Annotated in this window: 17 protein-coding genes; all 17 read left to right on the forward strand. The window is 39.3% G+C overall.

Annotation, left to right across the window (positions count from 1 at the left end):
- The first annotated feature begins 359 nt into the window (after positions 1 to 359).
- The 17 genes from IGI50_RS05445 to IGI50_RS05525 all read left to right on the forward strand — a co-directional run bounded on the left by IGI50_RS05445 (position 360) and on the right by IGI50_RS05525 (position 16,661).
- Positions 360 to 902, forward strand: a complete 543-nt coding sequence (locus IGI50_RS05445; protein ID WP_010746413.1) for a helix-turn-helix domain-containing protein — start codon at positions 360 to 362, stop codon at positions 900 to 902.
- Positions 903 to 923: 21 nt separating this feature from the next.
- On the forward strand, positions 924 to 2,012 hold the full coding sequence (locus tag IGI50_RS05450) for an ABC transporter ATP-binding protein (protein WP_218257029.1): 1,089 nt from the start codon (positions 924 to 926) through the stop codon (positions 2,010 to 2,012).
- A 15-nt stretch (positions 2,013 to 2,027) separates the two neighbouring features.
- Entirely contained in the window at positions 2,028 to 2,837 is an 810-nt protein-coding gene (locus tag IGI50_RS05455; protein ID WP_438776395.1) for an ABC transporter permease, read from the forward strand.
- A complete protein-coding gene (locus IGI50_RS05460; protein ID WP_010746410.1) occupies positions 2,834 to 3,679 on the forward strand; it encodes an ABC transporter permease in 846 nt (281 codons plus the stop codon). Before IGI50_RS05455 ends, IGI50_RS05460 begins: the two co-directional genes overlap by 4 nt.
- Complete coding sequence (locus tag IGI50_RS05465; RefSeq protein ID WP_438776396.1) at positions 3,676 to 4,746, forward strand: ABC transporter substrate-binding protein; 1,071 nt, start codon at positions 3,676 to 3,678, stop codon at positions 4,744 to 4,746. Before IGI50_RS05460 ends, IGI50_RS05465 begins: the two co-directional genes overlap by 4 nt.
- A 484-nt stretch (positions 4,747 to 5,230) precedes the next feature.
- Positions 5,231 to 6,343: a hypothetical protein gene (locus IGI50_RS05470; RefSeq protein WP_438776397.1), complete on the forward strand. Its 1,113-nt coding sequence runs from the start codon at positions 5,231 to 5,233 to the stop codon at positions 6,341 to 6,343.
- 39 nt (positions 6,344 to 6,382) lie between these two features.
- Entirely contained in the window at positions 6,383 to 6,691 is a 309-nt protein-coding gene (locus IGI50_RS05475; protein ID WP_438776398.1) for a hypothetical protein, read from the forward strand.
- A gap of 400 nt (positions 6,692 to 7,091) precedes the next feature.
- A complete protein-coding gene (locus IGI50_RS05480) occupies positions 7,092 to 7,928 on the forward strand; it encodes a class II aldolase (protein WP_438776399.1) in 837 nt (278 codons plus the stop codon).
- A gap of 147 nt (positions 7,929 to 8,075) precedes the next feature.
- On the forward strand, positions 8,076 to 9,977 hold the full coding sequence (locus IGI50_RS05485; protein ID WP_438776400.1) for a BglG family transcription antiterminator: 1,902 nt from the start codon (positions 8,076 to 8,078) through the stop codon (positions 9,975 to 9,977).
- 234 nt (positions 9,978 to 10,211) lie between these two features.
- On the forward strand, positions 10,212 to 10,625 hold the full coding sequence (locus IGI50_RS05490; RefSeq protein WP_438776401.1) for a PTS sugar transporter subunit IIA: 414 nt from the start codon (positions 10,212 to 10,214) through the stop codon (positions 10,623 to 10,625).
- 16 nt (positions 10,626 to 10,641) lie between these two features.
- Positions 10,642 to 11,118, forward strand: coding sequence for a PTS sugar transporter subunit IIB (locus IGI50_RS05495; protein WP_010744416.1), 477 nt, complete (start codon positions 10,642 to 10,644; stop codon positions 11,116 to 11,118).
- Positions 11,119 to 11,135: 17 nt separating this feature from the next.
- Positions 11,136 to 11,900 carry a PTS mannose/fructose/sorbose/N-acetylgalactosamine transporter subunit IIC gene (locus IGI50_RS05500; RefSeq protein ID WP_222226622.1) on the forward strand — a complete coding sequence of 255 codons (765 nt, stop codon included), beginning with the start codon at positions 11,136 to 11,138 and terminating at the stop codon, positions 11,898 to 11,900.
- Positions 11,893 to 12,723 carry a PTS system mannose/fructose/sorbose family transporter subunit IID gene (locus IGI50_RS05505; protein WP_438776402.1) on the forward strand — a complete coding sequence of 277 codons (831 nt, stop codon included), beginning with the start codon at positions 11,893 to 11,895 and terminating at the stop codon, positions 12,721 to 12,723. The genes IGI50_RS05500 and IGI50_RS05505 overlap by 8 nt, the downstream gene beginning before the upstream one ends.
- Before the next feature lie 10 nt (positions 12,724 to 12,733).
- Complete coding sequence (locus tag IGI50_RS05510; protein WP_438776403.1) at positions 12,734 to 13,777, forward strand: alcohol dehydrogenase catalytic domain-containing protein; 1,044 nt, start codon at positions 12,734 to 12,736, stop codon at positions 13,775 to 13,777.
- Between the two features lie 18 nt (positions 13,778 to 13,795).
- Positions 13,796 to 15,265 carry a xylulokinase gene (locus tag IGI50_RS05515; protein WP_438776404.1) on the forward strand — a complete coding sequence of 490 codons (1,470 nt, stop codon included), beginning with the start codon at positions 13,796 to 13,798 and terminating at the stop codon, positions 15,263 to 15,265.
- On the forward strand, positions 15,262 to 15,801 hold the full coding sequence (locus IGI50_RS05520) for a DUF4428 domain-containing protein (RefSeq protein WP_438776405.1): 540 nt from the start codon (positions 15,262 to 15,264) through the stop codon (positions 15,799 to 15,801). The genes IGI50_RS05515 and IGI50_RS05520 overlap by 4 nt, the downstream gene beginning before the upstream one ends.
- On the forward strand, positions 15,795 to 16,661 hold the full coding sequence (locus IGI50_RS05525) for a class II fructose-bisphosphate aldolase (RefSeq protein WP_438776406.1): 867 nt from the start codon (positions 15,795 to 15,797) through the stop codon (positions 16,659 to 16,661). Before IGI50_RS05520 ends, IGI50_RS05525 begins: the two co-directional genes overlap by 7 nt.
- Positions 16,662 to 16,700: the final 39 nt, after the last annotated feature.

The raw sequence follows: 16,700 nt of genomic DNA on the forward strand, positions 1-16,700 counted from the left end.
GCATAAAAAATACAAGGATCTTCGTGTGCCTACCATTCTGCTAGACAGATCATTTGATGTATAGATGTGCATATTAATTGATTTCAAGCCTAGTAATCCGTGAAAAGCAAAACTCGCAGATTCGGTTACTATTATCTTAGCGGAAATGAAAGAAAATGCAACTTTCTTTTCTCTATCATTTCCATAAAACTATCCTAAGAAAATGGGGTTAAATACTTGATTTTTAGTAAAAAGTTCGTATACTTGAGTGGTGCTATTAAACAATAAGTTTACTATTAGCAAACATCATTAGAATTTTCCTAGGGCTGAGATTCGGTCCTATTTTTCTGGAGAAATGATTATAAAGAGGGAGTGAGACCATGGAGATTGGTGAGAAGTTGCGTAATTTGCGAATTCAGAAAAATTTAACACAAGAAGAGTTAGGGGAACGAACCGATTTATCCAAGGGCTACATCTCTCAATTAGAGCGTGACCTGAGTTCTCCTTCAATGGAGACTTTTTTTGATATTTTAGAGGTTTTAGGGGTGACGCCAGCTGAATTTTTCAAGCAAAAAACGGGTGATCAGAAGATTGTCTATAAAGAAGAGGACACTACTTTTTATAGTGATGAAGAACATGGCTACCACATTAAATGGCTGATTCCTGAATCCAATGAAAAGGAAATGGAGCCGATCTTATTAACCCTGGATAAAAAAGGTCAGTATAAGCAATTTACACCTTCGTTATCAGAAACCTTTATCTATGTTTTAGAGGGCAAGGTTGCTTTGCAGTTTGGTGAAACGTTGTATGAAGCGGAAAAAGGCGAGAGTATTTACTATGAAGCGAGTAAACCGCATCGTTTACAAAATCAGGCGTCAGGGGTCAGTAAAGTACTGATCGTCGCTACAGAATCTTATTTATAAAAAACTCATTAGGAGGAAGTCATGGCAAACACAATTATTTCATTTAAAGACGTAATTAAACAATACGACGAAGATGATCCCGTATTGAAAAAAATAAATTTTGATATCGAAGAAGGTCGTTTTTATACATTATTAGGTCCTTCAGGCTGTGGAAAAACGACAATTTTAAGAATTATCGCCGGTTTTACAGACGTAAGTGAAGGCGATATTTTTTTTGAGGGAAAACGAATGAATGACATTCCGGCAAATAAACGCCAAGTCAACACGGTTTTTCAGGATTACGCATTGTTTCCTCACATGAATGTTTTTGAAAACGTCGCTTTTGGATTAAAAATCAAGAAATTGTCCAAAAAGGAAATTGAAAAGAAAGTTTTAGAAGCCTTGAAGCTTGTTCAATTGCCAGGCTATGAGAATCGTGAAATTACTGAAATGTCTGGAGGCCAGCGTCAGCGGGTGGCGATCGCCCGTGCCATTGTGAATGAGCCGAAGATTCTTTTATTGGATGAACCATTGTCTGCTTTGGATTTGAAATTGCGAACAGATATGCAATATGAATTACGTGCCTTGCAAAAACGCTTGGGCATTACTTTTATCTTTGTCACACATGATCAAGAAGAGGCTCTGGCTATGAGTGATGAGATCTTTGTTATGAATAAAGGCAAGATTGTTCAAAGCGGGACCCCGGTTGATATCTATGATGAACCAATCAATCATTTTGTTGCAGATTTTGTTGGTGAAAGTAACATCGTTGCAGGTGAGATGGTGGAAGACAACTTAGTTAAATTTGTCGGTAAAACCTTTGAATGTGTTGATGGCGGTATGCGTCCGAATGAACCAGTAGAAGTAGTGCTGCGTCCAGAAGATTTATCATTGACCACACCAGAAAACGGCAAGTTAGTTGTTACAGTTGATACCCAGCTTTTCCGCGGGGTTCATTATGAAATGAACTGTATTGATGCGGATGGGAATGAATGGATGGTCCATTCTACTAAGAAAGCCAAGAAGGGCAGCAAGGTAGGATTGTCCTTTGAACCAGAAGATATCCATGTTATGCGCTTTAATGAGAGCGAAGAAGATTTTGAAGCGCGTTTAGAAAGTTATGAAGATTAAGGAGGGGATCAAGCAGTGAAAAATATACGTCGGTTCTATTCCATTCCTTATTTCTTTTGGTTGGTGTTTTTCGTTATTGCACCAGTGATGTTAATCGTGTATCAATCGTTTTTTGATATGAACGGTCATTTTACGTTAAGCAACTATCATACGTATTTGACGTCTAAAACGTACTTGATGATGACGGTGAATTCGGTGCTGTTTGCCTTTTTGATTACGTTAATGACGTTATTGATTAGTTATCCAACGGCATATTTCTTGTCTAAATTAAAGCATCGTCAACTCTTGCTCTTGCTAGTGGTGTTGCCGACGTGGATCAACTTGCTACTGAAGGCCTACGCGTTTATCGGTATCTTCAGCGCGAATGGATCGGTGAATGATTTTCTTAGTTTCATTGGAATCGGTCAGAAACAGCTGTTGTTTACCGATTTTAGTTTTATGTTTGTAGCTGCCTATATCGAGCTGCCTTTTATGATTATGCCGATATTTAACGCTTTGGAAGAAATCAATCCCTCTTTAATCAGCGCAAGCCGAGATTTGGGAGCGAATAATTTTGATACCTTTCGCCGTGTCATTTTCCCGCTTTCTTTGAATGGGGTAAAAAGCGGTGTGCAGGCTGTTTTCATTCCGTCATTATCTCTCTTCATGCTGACACGTTTGATTGGCGGCAATCGCGTAATCACACTGGGAACCGCGATTGAAGAGCATTTCCTTGTGACTCAGAATTGGGGAATGGGGTCTACGATCGGGGTTATCTTGATTGTCGCGATGTTCGTTGTCATGATGCTGACTGGTGAAAAACGAAAGGGAGGTCGAGTGAAGTGAGAAGAAGTAAATTTTCTTGGGCAAATATTTACTTGATTTTTGTATTTATTCTGCTGTATATTCCGATTTTCTATTTAATCTTTTATTCCTTTAATCAAGGCGGCAATATGAGCACTTTCACTGGATTCACATGGGAACACTATCAAAATTTGTTCTCTGATCGTCGTTTGATCAGTATCGTTGTTCAAACGTTTGTGCTAGCCTTTCTATCCGCACTTTTAGCAACCATCATCGGCACTTTCGGAGCAATGGGCATTTATTATACACGGAAACGTAACTCACGTAACGTTCTTTTAGGGCTGAATAACATTTTAATGGTATCGCCGGATGTCATTATCGGGGCCAGCTTTTTGATTTTGTTTACAATGCTTGGCGGTGTTCTGAAGAACTTTCAATTAGGCTTTGTTAGTGTTCTGCTTTCACATATCGCCTTCAGCATTCCGATCGTGGTATTAATGGTATTGCCTAAATTAAAGGAAATGAATGATTCAATGATCGATGCAGCTCGAGATTTGGGTGCGAACAATTTTCAGGTTTTATCCAATATCATCTTGCCATTTTTGACGCCGGGAATTATCGCCGGCTATTTCATGGCCTTTACTTATTCATTGGACGATTTTGCAGTGACGTTCTTTGTTACCGGCAACGGCTTTACGACGCTCTCTGTTGAAATATACTCGCGAGCACGGCAAGGAATTAGTTTAGAAATCAATGCCTTGTCTACCTTGGTCTTCATCTTCTCTCTATTATTAGTGGTTGGCTATTACTTCATTAGTCGAGATACCTCTAAAAAAGCTCGAAAACGTAAACGCGAATTTGAGGAGGTGGCGGTACTGAAATGAGAAAATTACAATCACTTTTTATCGGTGTTGTCGCCATTATTTTGCTGCTGACTTTTTTAGTGGTGCGGTTGAATCATTCATCGAATGCAAGCTCAAAAGTATTGAACATTTATAACTGGGGCGACTATATTGATCCAGAATTGATCAAACAATTCGAGAAGGAATATGGCTACAAGGTCAATTACGAAACCTTCGATTCAAACGAAGCGATGGAAGCCAAGATCAAACAGGGCGGAACAGCGTATGATATTGCGATCCCTAGTGAATATATGATCCAAAAAATGAAGAAGGAAAAGCTCTTGCTGCCGTTGGATCATTCAAAGATTCAAGGATTAGAGAATATAGATCCGCGTTTTCTAGATTTGGATTTTGATCGTGATAATACCTATTCGATTCCATATTTCTGGGGAACATTGGGCATCGTTTATAATGATAAATTTGTTTCTGGGGACAAGATTCAGCATTGGAACGATTTATGGCGACCAGAATTGAAGAATAATATTATGCTAATCGATGGCGCTAGAGAAGTGATGGGTCTATCACTTACGACACTGGGCTATTCGATCAATAGTAAAAACATGACGCAATTAAACCAAGCAATCAAAAAATTGAGCAGCCTAACGCCGAATGTTAAGGCGATCGTCGCTGATGAAATCAAAATGTATATGGCGAATGAGGAAAGTGCTGTGGCAGTGACCTTTTCTGGAGAAGCCGCTGATATGATGTCAGAAAATGAACATCTTCATTATGTTATCCCACCTGAAGGCTCCAATCTTTGGTTTGATAATATCGTGATCCCTAAAACATCGAAGAATCAAGAAGGGGCGTATGATTTTATCAACTTCATGTTGAAGCCTGAAGTCGCTAAACAAAATGCTGAATATATTGGTTATTCAACGCCCAATAAAAAAGCATTGGCGATGCTGCCAAAAAGTATCTCTGGGGATAAGCAGTTCTACCCAGACGATGAAACGATTAGTCATTTGGAGGTCTATAAAGATTTAGGACCAGAATATTTAGGGATTTACAATGATTTGTATTTGGAGTTTAAGATGTATAGGAAATAAAAGGCGGCTTGCGAGCTGCCTTATATACTATTTTTTTATAATATACTAGCGAATGAAATTAAGAGCTGATGGAATTACCATAATAAGTAGTAAGACTATTCATGCAAAGCCAAAAGATTTTGCTATGAAAAGATTGTCTGATTTTGGAGTGCTCAAATTCTTTGTAGAATGAGTATGATAACAGAAAAAATATATCTATAAAACAAAAAAATTATAAAAGCCAAAAAGATTATAAAATTATCTTTTTGGCTTTTTTTTATTGTTTTTTTAGAAGGTTTCAGGTTTTGTTTCTTCTAATCTGTCAATTTATTTAGGTGTTATTTGAAGATTTATTTATTCTTTTTCTGTTTATTGCAGTTATGGCTTTTGGCAATGTTATATAGGATCAATCACATTATTTTTTATAAAAAATTTGGATGCGCAAAACGTTGCTTTTCAGGCAAAATAGTTTTTAAGAAAACGCATTCAAAAAGGAGCGAATGAAATGGAAAGCAAACCACTTACACAGCGTCAATTACTAACAATGAAGAGAGCCAACATTGAAGTGAAAGTAAAGAAATTTTGGGAAGCGACAAAAAATGTTGATCTTGTGACAGAGTACATTGTTGCGCTTATTGTGAGAAACGCGTTAGTGGTAAGTGATTTTTCTTTCCCTTGTCCAGAAGTGGTTCAAGAACTGCTTTTCCATACAGAACCAAGTGATGTCTTGAGAAAGTTTTGTCCTTTTTTGAAAGATTATGTGGAAGAGTCAGAATGGGAAAAGGTCATTTCTCGTCTGTTTAAAAGTAAGAAGGAGTATTTTAAGGAAACCAAGACGATGTGTCTTTATGACAGCTATTTGAAAAATAGAGGAACTGCCGTGCTTGAAGAGCACTATGAGAGTTATATTATGGTGGCCCACTTTGACGATGCGAATGGCAAAAAGCATACGTTTCGTATGAGAGACGTGGATGGTCGCAATACACTTGCAGAAAACCAGCGTATTTTGAGAATATTTAACTCCTTCACTATTTTTGAAAAAGATGGGGTGCGTCGTTTTGTGAAATTCTTAGACTGTGAATGTACAGGGACGACAGTCATCTATTCTTCACGAGCAGCGAAGAAGAAATCACCGGAGGAGTCTGTCAAAAATAAGGAAACTACTATAGAAAAAAGCCCGTCAGAATCAACAGTAACTGGGGATTTCTTTGAAGAAGTGAATTTAGAATCCATGACAAAAAGCGAACTGATTATACTGATTAAAGGAATCTTCAAAGAAGTGGAAGCTGCTGTACAGGCGGAACAATCAGAATTAGTTGGTGAAGGTTTTGATGAGGCACCCTTTGAAAAACTCACGTCTCCGCAGTCACAATTAGACGCTAGGATTGTATCAGATCCTGCAGATAGCAAGAGCAGCACACAACAGACAGCAACTTCGACAGCGATAGCCCCGGAGGAGAAATTAAGTCCAGCCTTGGCCTCGGTTGGGGCTGCCCATGATGGCGAGTCAGCAAAAACAAGCCAGACTCAAATCCCTGAAACGAAACCATCAATAAAAATAACGAAGAAAACGCGTAATCTCATGAAGAACTTCAATTCAAGCAAAAAGAAGCGGTGACCACAAGGCGCGCTCGGTGATTCTTGGCGTTTATTTGACATGGAATCAAAAGGAATACAGTTAAAAGCAGATGCTCTAAATAAAGAGATTTCTGTAGTCAAGATGGAAGAAGCGGTTTCCTTTGGTGCTTTGAAGGCAAGCTATTCACATTTTGATTATGAGATCGACTATCAAATTGTTCAGGCGGACCCAAATCAGGTACAAGCGTTTGACAGACTCTTAGATAAATATTCCTATTTATATGAATCAAAACGTTTTTTAGTCGATGATAATTTTCATCAAAGTTATTTTGAGAGCAAAGAAGTACAGAATCGTTGTACGGAAGCCAAAGAGATTTTTTTCAGCTGAAAATAGGGACTCATTGAGTTCCTATTTTTTATTTCCTCAATCGTATCTTTATATAAAAAAACAAATACTCACGGTTATAAAAATTTGAGATAATTAAGCTATAAATCAGCTGTTTTGGTCAACAGTTAAAAAAGAGAAAATTTGTACCTCACAACAAACGACAATTGCATGATTCATCCTGCAACTTTTCTGTTACTAATTATCATCAAGAAAATTTCCTCGAATCCATCCTCCATTGGCTCTAAAAAGATCCTATATAATACAGGATTTCTGTAATACTCACTTACCTTTTCCCGCATAATTATGGAAAGTTGCATGATTCATCCTGCAGAAAGTTCGGCGCCAAGAAGACTTCTTTCATTATATGATTCAGATAGCAAGAGAGAAAGAAGGGCACGGCATGCAATTAGTAAATGGCTACAAGTTAATGGACTATGCAAAAGAAAAAGAATTGGTCTTACCTGCTTTCAATACGACCAACTATGAATTAACAGCCGGAATTATCCGCGGTTATGAAGAAAAAGGGTTAGGTGGATACATTGCGATTTCATCTAGTAATTTAAAACTCTCTAGTCCGAAGATCATTGCGGATATGGTTAAATCAGCGATGAAAAATGCGTCTGTTCCGGTTGCGCTGCATTTGGATCATGGGAAAAGCTTTGAGGATGTGAAAGCTTGCATCGAGGCCGGATTTACCTCAATTATGGTAGATGCGTCTCATTTACCTTTTGAAGAGAATATTGAAGAGGTGAGAAGAACGGTTGAATACTGTCACTTTTATGGTATTCCGGTAGAGGCAGAGTTAGGAGCGATCGGTGGTAAGGAAGACGATCATGTATCTGAAGAAGATGCTAAAACGAACCCAGATGATGTGAAGGAGTTTATTGAAAGAACCAATTGTGATCTACTGGCGGTTTCTATTGGCAATGTCCACGGGATGGACTTAACACCTAACTTAGATTTTCCATTACTGGAAAAAATCGCAGATATCTCTTCTGTTCCTCTAGTGCTACATGGGGGCTCGGGCATTCCTTTTGATCAAGTTCGAAGAGCAAAAAAACAAAATCTTATTAAAGTGAATTACGGTTCTGATCTGCGTCAAGCCTTTATTCGTACATTTGGTCAAGCCTACGAAAGCAATCATAATGAGTTTGATATTATGGCACTGTCAAAATCGGCCATCGAAAATGTTGAAGAGCGTGTGAAGGCGATCATTGCCGAAGTAAATGAAAAATAATTTTTAAATCAAAAGTTTCAATTCCTTTTTTAACAGGAATATAGGTGAGCTGACGAACCTAAAGTCTTGTAGGAAATAAAGCTATATAGCGGAATGCTAAACGGCATCAAAAATAAAAACATGAATAGGAATAAGGAGGGGGATAACGTGCTAAATAAAAGGCAAAAAGAAATGATTCAAGAATTCGAAAGACACAGTCCCTCTTTTTTAACCGCTGACCATTTTGTTGATAAATTTCAAGTGAGTATGCGTACCGTTCAATCGGATATTAAGAAAGTAAGAGAGTATTTGGAAACCAGCAGTTATGCTGAACTGATTTCGGTCGCATCTAAAGGCAGTCATTTAATTATTAAAGACTATACTGCGCTGCGAGCGGATCTCCATCAAGAAGAGGCGGTAAATGAATCCAGCCAATCGGATCGAGTTAGGAAATTGTGTGTATTGCTGTTGAACCAAAAAAGACCTATCAATCGTCAAAAATTGCTGGATCAGCTATTTATTGCTTCATCTACACTGAATACGGATTTAAAGGAAGCCGATAAGCTGCTCAGCAATTATCACTTGAGTGTGGAACGCAAAAGAAATTCCGGCATCTTTATTCGAGGAAATGAATATGACAAAAGGAAATGCTTGCTGAAGCTGGGGCACTTAGAGATTCATCAGGAGCAGAGCAGTATGGGTTGTGAAGAGACCTTTCGTCAAGACATTGAAACCGTACTAGTCAGTGTTCTGTTAAAGCATCACTTCCATATTTCAGAAACACTGTTCCAAAACCTGATCGTTCATATTGAAATGTCTATCAAACGAATGAACAACGGTTTTTACATCGGCTCTGAAGAATTTGAGGGAATCGAAGACTTTGATTCTGAGATGGAGGTATCAGCGGAGATTTTCCATCGTCTAGTTGAGCGCTCCTATTTCAAAATCTCCCAAGAAGAAATCATTAACTTGGCGATTTACATCAAGGGAAAAAGTGATTACGAAAATGATGATTACATCTCCGAAGAAGTCAATACCTTCATTCTTCACGCTTTGAAGGAAATCAATGAAAAATTTGATATTGATTTTCGCCAAGAAATTGATTTGAGAATCTCATTGGCTTTACATCTGATGCCGTTATTAACACGAATTGAGTACAACATTCAAAATGAAAACCAATTACTGGATCAAATCAAGCAGTCTTTTCCATTAGGATTTGATATAGCAGCGTATATGTGTCTTTTATTGCAAAACTCGATTGACAAAAAAATTGAAGAAGGTGAGATTGCCTATCTCGCGATTTACTTCAATCAATATTTGGCTAAATACAATGACATTTCTGGGAAAAAAAGAATTTTGATCATCACAAGCTTGAAACGCAGTGAGAGTATTTTGTTGAGACAGCGTTTTGCTACCTGGTTTTCCAATGAAATTACGATTTTAACGTTAGTCAATACGCATGAAGTTAGCTCGCTCGATATTGAAGATTACGATGTGATCTTTACCACAGAGCAAACAGAACTGACAGATCAGATGGGCGCGATCTTGATCAGCTTTTTCCCGAGTGAGCAGGAGTATTCCAAAATTAAACTGGCGATTGATGGATTTAACGATAAATTTGAGATCGTAAATTTATTTAATGAAGAGCTTTTCCACTTCGGTCAGTTTACCAAAAAGAAGGAAGTGTTGGATAAGATTTGTTCCATTTCCGTTTCAAAAGTTGGCGATAAAGTCTTTCAATTAAGAGAGGCTGTTGAGTTAAGGGAAGAGCTGGGAAGCAGCTATTTCGGAAATGGCATCGCGTTGCCCCATCCGATTAACCCGATTTTGGCTGAAACCTTTGTTTCTGTCATTTTATTGAAAAACGAGATGAATTGGGATTCAGATGGTAATCGGGTACGGCTAGTCATGCTGGTGGCCATTGAAAAAAATAATGCAAAGGTATTCCAGCTGTGGAATTATCTGGCTAAAATCATTCAAGAAAAAGGCTTTGTTGATCGGGTTATCAAAGATCCGACGTTTGATAATTTTAGAGAAAACCTTTCCCAGCTATTGGAAGAATATATTTAAAAATAAAGTGAATAAGACGAACATAAAAAATTTTTCGTGTTTTGAAAAATCAAATCATTAGTAGGAAATAAGATGGCAGTTCCACTTTTTTGCAGTGAATAAAGTAAGTGAGCAAATTGAAAAGCGACAATGAAAAAACTAGGAAGAACTAGTGGAATGGTATACGGCTTGAACATAAAGGATTTTTCGTAATTTGAAAAATCTATTCATTAGTAGGAAATAGGAGGAGCAAGTATGAAATTTATTTTTGTATCCCACGGTGATCTCGCAAAAAGTATTTTAGGAAGTGCGCAGATGATCGTTGGTGAACAAACAGAGGCGAAAGCTTTTGGCTTATACCCAAAGGATGATATTGGCGGCTTAAAAGATCAAGTGAAATCGGCGATTGAAGAGTTTGGCGGTGGGAATGACATCATTTGTTTTACGGATTTATTTAGCGGCAGCCCTTTTAATGCGGTGGTTGCTTTGATGGGAGATTTTCCTATTCGTCATATTACGGGAATGAACTTACCCATGGTATTAGAAGCATTCATGTCACGTATGAACGAAGATAATTCTGCTGAAGTTATTTGTACAAAATTATTGGAAGAGGCTCCCTCGACCTTTATCGATGTAAACCATTATTTAGGAGTAAATTTAGAAGATTAAAAAAGGAGCGAGAAACATGAAAAACATTGTATTTGCTAGAGTAGATGATCGTTTAATTCACGGAGAAGTAGTTACAGCCTGGACACCAACTTACAGTATCAATCATATTGTCATCATTGATGATATTGTAGCCAGCGATCCATTCCAAAAAAGAATATTGAAAGCGTTGGCACCGACTAAAGTTCGCGTGGATGCCTTTACAACAGAAGAAGGTATTGCTGAATTGAAAAAACCTTATAACGAAAAAGAGCGGATTTTATTATTAACCAAAACGCCGATTACTTACGCCAAATTAGTTGAGGGCGGGATTGAATTGCCGCAGGTTAATCTTGGTGGAATGGGTATTCGTGATGAACGAAAGCCATTCATCAAAAATGTTGCCTGTGATGAAGCAGAAGTAGCAGCGATTCGCCAAATGGTGGATAAAGGGGTCCATGTTTTCTACCAGTTAGTACCGGAACAACGCTTAATTGAGATTACGAATTTATTATAAAAAAGGAGGAAAAATGTATGTCGATTTTTCAAGCTTTTCTATGTGGGGTTGTGTATTTTCTAGCAATAGGAAATCTGCCCTTCGTCGGGTTGTGGTCGTTACAGCGGCCGTTGGTGTGCGGACTTATTACGGGGATTATTTTGGGTGACCCTTTAATGGGGGCAATGACAGGAGCTTCAATCAACTTAGTTTATCTAGGATTTATTTCTGCCGGAGGGTCAATGCCTGCTGATATGGCATTAGCCGGGATTTTAGGAACAGCTTTTGCCATAACAGGCGGATTAGATGCGAAAACAGCGTTGTCAGTAGCAGTACCGATCGGATTGTTAGGGACGATCGTCTGGTATGGACGGATGACTTTTGGTTCAATCTTTGTGCATGTGGCTGATAATTATATCGAAAAAGGTGAGTACCATAAGATTTGGCGAGCCAATGTTCTGTTCCCGCAGCTTCTAACGGCGGTCATTACGATTATTCCATGTGGCCTAGCCGCTTATTTCGGCGCAAGTTATATTTCTGGTTTCATTGAAGCGTTAAGTGGTACCGCGTTGACAATTTTCACCGTTATTGGTGGAATGATGCCGGCTTTAGGGGTGGCTATTACTTTGCAATATATTTTTAAAGGAGAAGCGCGGGTCTTCTTATTCTTAGGCTTTGTTTTGGCTACTTATTCTGGTCTGGACTTATTACCATTGGGTGTAATCGCAGGATTAACCGCATTGATCTATGTACAAGCGACAGGCAATAAATCTGATTCAGAGGAGGATGAAATCTATGAGTAAAGAGGCAGAAGGAAGTTTGATTCGTAAAAAAGATCTATTCCGTTCTTGGCTGATTTGGGAAAATTTACCACAAACCTGCTACAACTATGAACGGATGATGGGACAAGCTGTTGCCCATGTTTTCGTTCCTATCTCTAAACGACTGCACAGCGATGATCCAGAAAAGAAGAAGGAAATGATGAAACGTGAGATCGAATTCTTTAATGTTCATATTGAGTTCGGTTCATGTATTATCGGCATGATCATCGCTTTGGAAGAACAAAAGGCCAAAGGAGTGGCGATTCCCAGTGAATTTATTACAAGTTTGAAAACTTCCTTGATGGGTCCCTTATCAGGAATCGGTGATACGATATTCCAAGGGGTATTGATTCCTATTTTATTGGCAATCTGTATTGATTTGACGTTGAAGGGGACCATTTGGGGTTCGATTATTTATGCCGTAGCGATCATCGCAATTGCTTGGGGAATGAGTTACGCCAATTTCATGTTTGGCTATCGAGCCGGGGCAGATGCCGTCATGGATTTCCTTGAGAAAGGACTGCTAAACAAAGTTCTGCGCGGCGCTGAAATCATGGGGTGCATGGTAATGGGCGGCTTGATCTCCAGCTATGTAAAAATCCATGTAGCGTTAAAAATCGTCAGCTCAACTACGACCTTTAAGGTTCAGGAACAGTTTCTGGATGCAGTAATGCCGAATATCTTACCCTTTGCTTTCACAATGCTGATTTATTGGTTAATGAAACGCGGCTGGTCTTCCTTAAAGATCATTGGTCTGATTGTCGTAGTCGGAATTGTTACTGGATTCTTTGGAATTTTAGGTTAGGGGCGAAAGAATGAAAGCAATTGTTGAAACAGGAGTCAAGCAGTTAGAGATTCAAGAACTGCCGATGCCTGAAATTGAAAAAGATGAAGTGTTGATGCAAGTCAGAGCAAATGGCCTTTGTACCAATGATCTACGTGATTATTTAGGAGATATGAATTACACGTATCCTAGAATTGGTGGTCATGAATTTAGCGGCGAAGTGGTAGAAATCGGCAGCGAAGTGAATCCTGAACATTTTGATGTCGGGGATCATGTAGTGAAATATATCATTCCGGCTTGCGGAGAATGTCATTATTGTAAAACGGGTCGTGAGAATCTATGTATTGAAGTCGCTAAATCAACGACTTTTCAAAATCCTGGCGGTATTTCCGGCTTTCTTGGGATGTCACAATATATCGCAGTAAAAAGTCGGGATCTTTATAAATACCCCAAGGAGGTTCCTTTCACACATAGTGCATTTACTGAACCACTTGCATGTGTAGTAAACAGTGTGGAACGTGCTCAGTTGATGTTTGGTCAAGATGTTGTCATAATCGGCGGCGGTGTCATGGGCCTGTTCCATGTTATTTTAGCAAAATTATCTGGTACTCGAGTGATTCTCAGCGAGCCCAATGAAGAACGCAGAAAACTTGCGGAAGAATTGGGTGCGGATGTGACCTTTGATCCAACAAAAGTTGACGCAGTAGCTTTTGTCAAAGAACAAACAGATGGTCGCGGAGCCGAAGTTGTTTTTAATACTACCGCGCTTCCGCAAATTGCGAAACAAGCGATGGACTTAACCGCAACAGGTGGTCAAACCTTTATGTTTAGTTCGCTGCATCCCAATGAACCTGTACCGACGGATATGGGAATCGTCCATTCCTATGAAAAATTAATTACTGGGACAGTTAGTCCGAAAGTTCCAACCTTTTATCGCTCCGTTCAGTTGATCGCAAAAGGGATCGTAGATGTTACTCCGTTATTAGCGAGGACGTTTGATTATACAGATGCCGTAGATGCCTTTGAATATGCGCTACGTCCGGACACATTGAAGACCATTATTACCTTTGATTAGAAGAAAGTAGGAAGAAAAATGAGTGGATCTGTCTATGTTGGACTAGATATCGGGACCACATCCATCAAGGTGGCCGCAGTTACTAACCAGTTAGAAACGATTTTTGAAAAACAATATGCCTATGATTATCTGATTCCAAAAAAGGGCTGGACGGAGATTGAGCCTGATACATGGGTAGAAATCACCATCAATGGGTTACAAGAGTTATTTCAACAAATCCCTGCGGAAACGGTCAAGGGAATTGGGATTACTGGGCAGATGCACACGACCGTGTTTGTAGACAAACACGGTTTTTCTGTCCGACCAGCCATTATGTGGAACGATAATCGAACCAAAGAAATTCTTCCGATAATAAAACAGCGTCTAAAAAGCAATGAGAAGAGTGCACATATCGCAAAAATTGTTTCCACCGGCAGCCCATTAACAAGCTTGTTGTGGGTGAGAGAGCATGAACCGGAAACTTTTGGAAAGATTAACCAGTTTTTGATTGCTAAAGATTATGTGAAATTAAAATTGACTGGGGTTGCTTCCACCGATTATTGTGACGCATCGACCTCTTCTTTATATGATTTGAACAGTGATGATTGGTCGGAAGAAGTCCAAACCTTGTTTAGACTAGATAAACAGCTATTTCCAGCGATTCGGCCCGCTTCAGCAGTTGTTGGAGGATTGACTGAAGAAATATGTCATCAGTTGAATATCACAAAGCCTATTCCAGTTGTTTCAGGAACGGGAGATAATGTCGCGTCGGCTTTAGTTTCTGGTAGCTTTGAGAGTATGCAGCCGTTGGTTTCTTTAGGAACCTCAGGGGTGCTGGTCATTCCCAACAGCCAGCACCAGCTCAAATCTAAAGGAAAAAACGTTGTAGCCAAAATTACTGAAGCGGATGATTCCATCATTACCCAAGGGACTGTCCAGGCGGGGGCAAAAATTAACAGCTGGTGGTTGGAGGATATTTTACAAACAGATAACTACGCCGAAGAGCAGGAAAAAATTTCCTTAACCTTATTGGGGGAGAATGAGGTTTTCTTTTCTCCGCATATGAACGGCGAGAAAACCCTCTTTGCTGAACCGGATTTAAAAGGGGCGTTTATAGGTTTGGGACTGGATACAGGCAGAGCTGAAATGTATTTAGCTGTATTGGAAGGCCTGGCTTTTGGTATTCGACAATTGTTCGATGCTATGAAAAACGAGCAACAGCCAGCGTATTTCACGATTGTCGGCGGTGGTGCAAAAAGTGAAATATGGATAAAAATTTTTGCTAATGTTCTAGGTTATCCAATCAGGCGTGTGTTGACCTCACAGGAGGCGGTCCACGGGGCAGCGATTTTAGCGATTATTAGCGTAGAAGGAAAGATTACTTTTCCAATCAATGCTGCTCAACTAATCCAGCCTGACCCGGAACTTATTGTTAAGTACAATCAACGATATAAAAAGTATTTAAAACTGACTGAGCTATTAATAAATTTGAGAGGTGACGAAGAATGAAAGAGTGCTTGATCTGCGGCGGGCCATTAAAACTGATTAAGTTCAAATGTGCGGATGGCTATGTTTGCAAAGGCTGTTATGAAAAAGTCAGCGTTAATTTTACTCAAACGATCAAAACCAAGAATAAAGACGAGCTTTTAGCACTTCTCGAAGGCTCAACAAAGGAAACGACTACTCCGACATTTGAAATTTCTAGAAAAATCAATCAATTGATTTTCTTTGATGATAAGAATCAAAAGATTTGTTTGCCCAACCATAAAAAATATACGAAAGAAAAATTAAAACCAGAAATTTATCCATTTTCGTCCATCAAAAATTGTCAGGTCATAGAAGAAAAAACGGAAAGGACAGTAAAGAAAAAGATCCAGAAATTGGGCCGGATCAAGGTCGTATTGACAGTCCAGCAAGAAACGCACGACATTTGGCTGATTCCTAATTTTATCAATAGAGACAGCACGGCATACAAAACGATGCGTTCCTTAGCGAGCAACATCGTTGTTGAAGTCAATCAATTGAAGGAGGAGGTTGCATGTTAGCAAATTTAAAAGAGGTCTTGGAAAACGCGCGCGAAGAAAAGCAAGCGATTGCCGCATTTAATGTGCCAAACTTGGAAATGGTACGAGCAGCTATTCAGGCTGCAGAAGAGGCGGAAATGCCAGTTATCTTGCAGCATGCAGAGGGCCATGGCACCTTGATTTCATTAGAAGAAATCGGCCCAATTATGCTCCAATATGCTAAACAAAGCAGTGTTCCAGTAGTCGTTCATTTAGATCATGGGAAAAGCTTCGATGTGATCCTTCAGGCGATGAAACTTGGCTTTACCTCAGTGATGATCGACGCTTCTGATCTGCCTTTTGAGGAAAACATCACACGGACAAAAGAAATCATGAAAGTCGCTCATAGTTTGGGTGTCAGTGTGGAAGCTGAGTTGGGGCATGTCTTTACTTCTTCTTTAGGTGGTGGGGAAGGACGCGCACCAGATGATGATCAAATCGGGGACAAGGATATCTATACAGATCCCAATCAGGCAAAAACCTTTGTCGATGCGACAGGCGTTGATTGCTTAGCGATAGCATTCGGGACAGTTCACGGAATTTACTTGAAAGAGCCGAGACTGGATTTGGATCGTGTAAAAGAAATCTATGAGGAAGTCAGTATTCCGTTAGTCATGCATGGCGGTTCAGGCATCGCTGCTGAAGATTATCAAACAGCGATTGCAAACGGGATTGCGAAGATTAATTACTATACCTATGCCAATCAGGCGGGAGCTGCCGCGCTGAAGGACTACTTGAAGGAGGAATCGCAAGAGTATTTCTTGGAAGACTGTCTCAACGTAACAACAAAAGCACTGAAAGAAGATTATGTTCGAGCGATAAAAATCTTTAGCGGGAAATAGAATACGAAGAAAAAAGTGGTGGTAATCATACAATAATTG

The sequence above is a fragment of the Enterococcus sp. DIV0170 genome (genome assembly GCF_051710765.1).
Classification (GTDB): Bacteria; Bacillota; Bacilli; order Lactobacillales; family Enterococcaceae; genus Enterococcus_A; species Enterococcus_A raffinosus.

What these genes read in the sequence shown, in the direction of transcription:
- IGI50_RS05445 (WP_010746413.1), top strand. Translation starts at nt 360, where the DNA reads ATGGAGATTGGTGAGAAGTTGCGTAATTTGCGAATTCAGAAAAATTTA.
- IGI50_RS05450 (WP_218257029.1), top strand. Translation starts at nt 924, where the DNA reads ATGGCAAACACAATTATTTCATTTAAAGACGTAATTAAACAATACGAC.
- IGI50_RS05465 (WP_438776396.1), top strand. Translation starts at nt 3,676, where the DNA reads ATGAGAAAATTACAATCACTTTTTATCGGTGTTGTCGCCATTATTTTG.
- IGI50_RS05470 (WP_438776397.1), top strand. Translation starts at nt 5,231, where the DNA reads ATGGAAAGCAAACCACTTACACAGCGTCAATTACTAACAATGAAGAGA.
- IGI50_RS05475 (WP_438776398.1), top strand. Translation starts at nt 6,383, where the DNA reads ATGGAATCAAAAGGAATACAGTTAAAAGCAGATGCTCTAAATAAAGAG.
- IGI50_RS05480 (WP_438776399.1), top strand. Translation starts at nt 7,092, where the DNA reads ATGCAATTAGTAAATGGCTACAAGTTAATGGACTATGCAAAAGAAAAA.
- IGI50_RS05490 (WP_438776401.1), top strand. Translation starts at nt 10,212, where the DNA reads ATGAAATTTATTTTTGTATCCCACGGTGATCTCGCAAAAAGTATTTTA.
- IGI50_RS05495 (WP_010744416.1), top strand. Translation starts at nt 10,642, where the DNA reads ATGAAAAACATTGTATTTGCTAGAGTAGATGATCGTTTAATTCACGGA.
- IGI50_RS05500 (WP_222226622.1), top strand. Translation starts at nt 11,136, where the DNA reads ATGTCGATTTTTCAAGCTTTTCTATGTGGGGTTGTGTATTTTCTAGCA.
- IGI50_RS05505 (WP_438776402.1), top strand. Translation starts at nt 11,893, where the DNA reads ATGAGTAAAGAGGCAGAAGGAAGTTTGATTCGTAAAAAAGATCTATTC.
- IGI50_RS05510 (WP_438776403.1), top strand. Translation starts at nt 12,734, where the DNA reads ATGAAAGCAATTGTTGAAACAGGAGTCAAGCAGTTAGAGATTCAAGAA.
- IGI50_RS05515 (WP_438776404.1), top strand. Translation starts at nt 13,796, where the DNA reads ATGAGTGGATCTGTCTATGTTGGACTAGATATCGGGACCACATCCATC.
- IGI50_RS05520 (WP_438776405.1), top strand. Translation starts at nt 15,262, where the DNA reads ATGAAAGAGTGCTTGATCTGCGGCGGGCCATTAAAACTGATTAAGTTC.
- IGI50_RS05525 (WP_438776406.1), top strand. Translation starts at nt 15,795, where the DNA reads ATGTTAGCAAATTTAAAAGAGGTCTTGGAAAACGCGCGCGAAGAAAAG.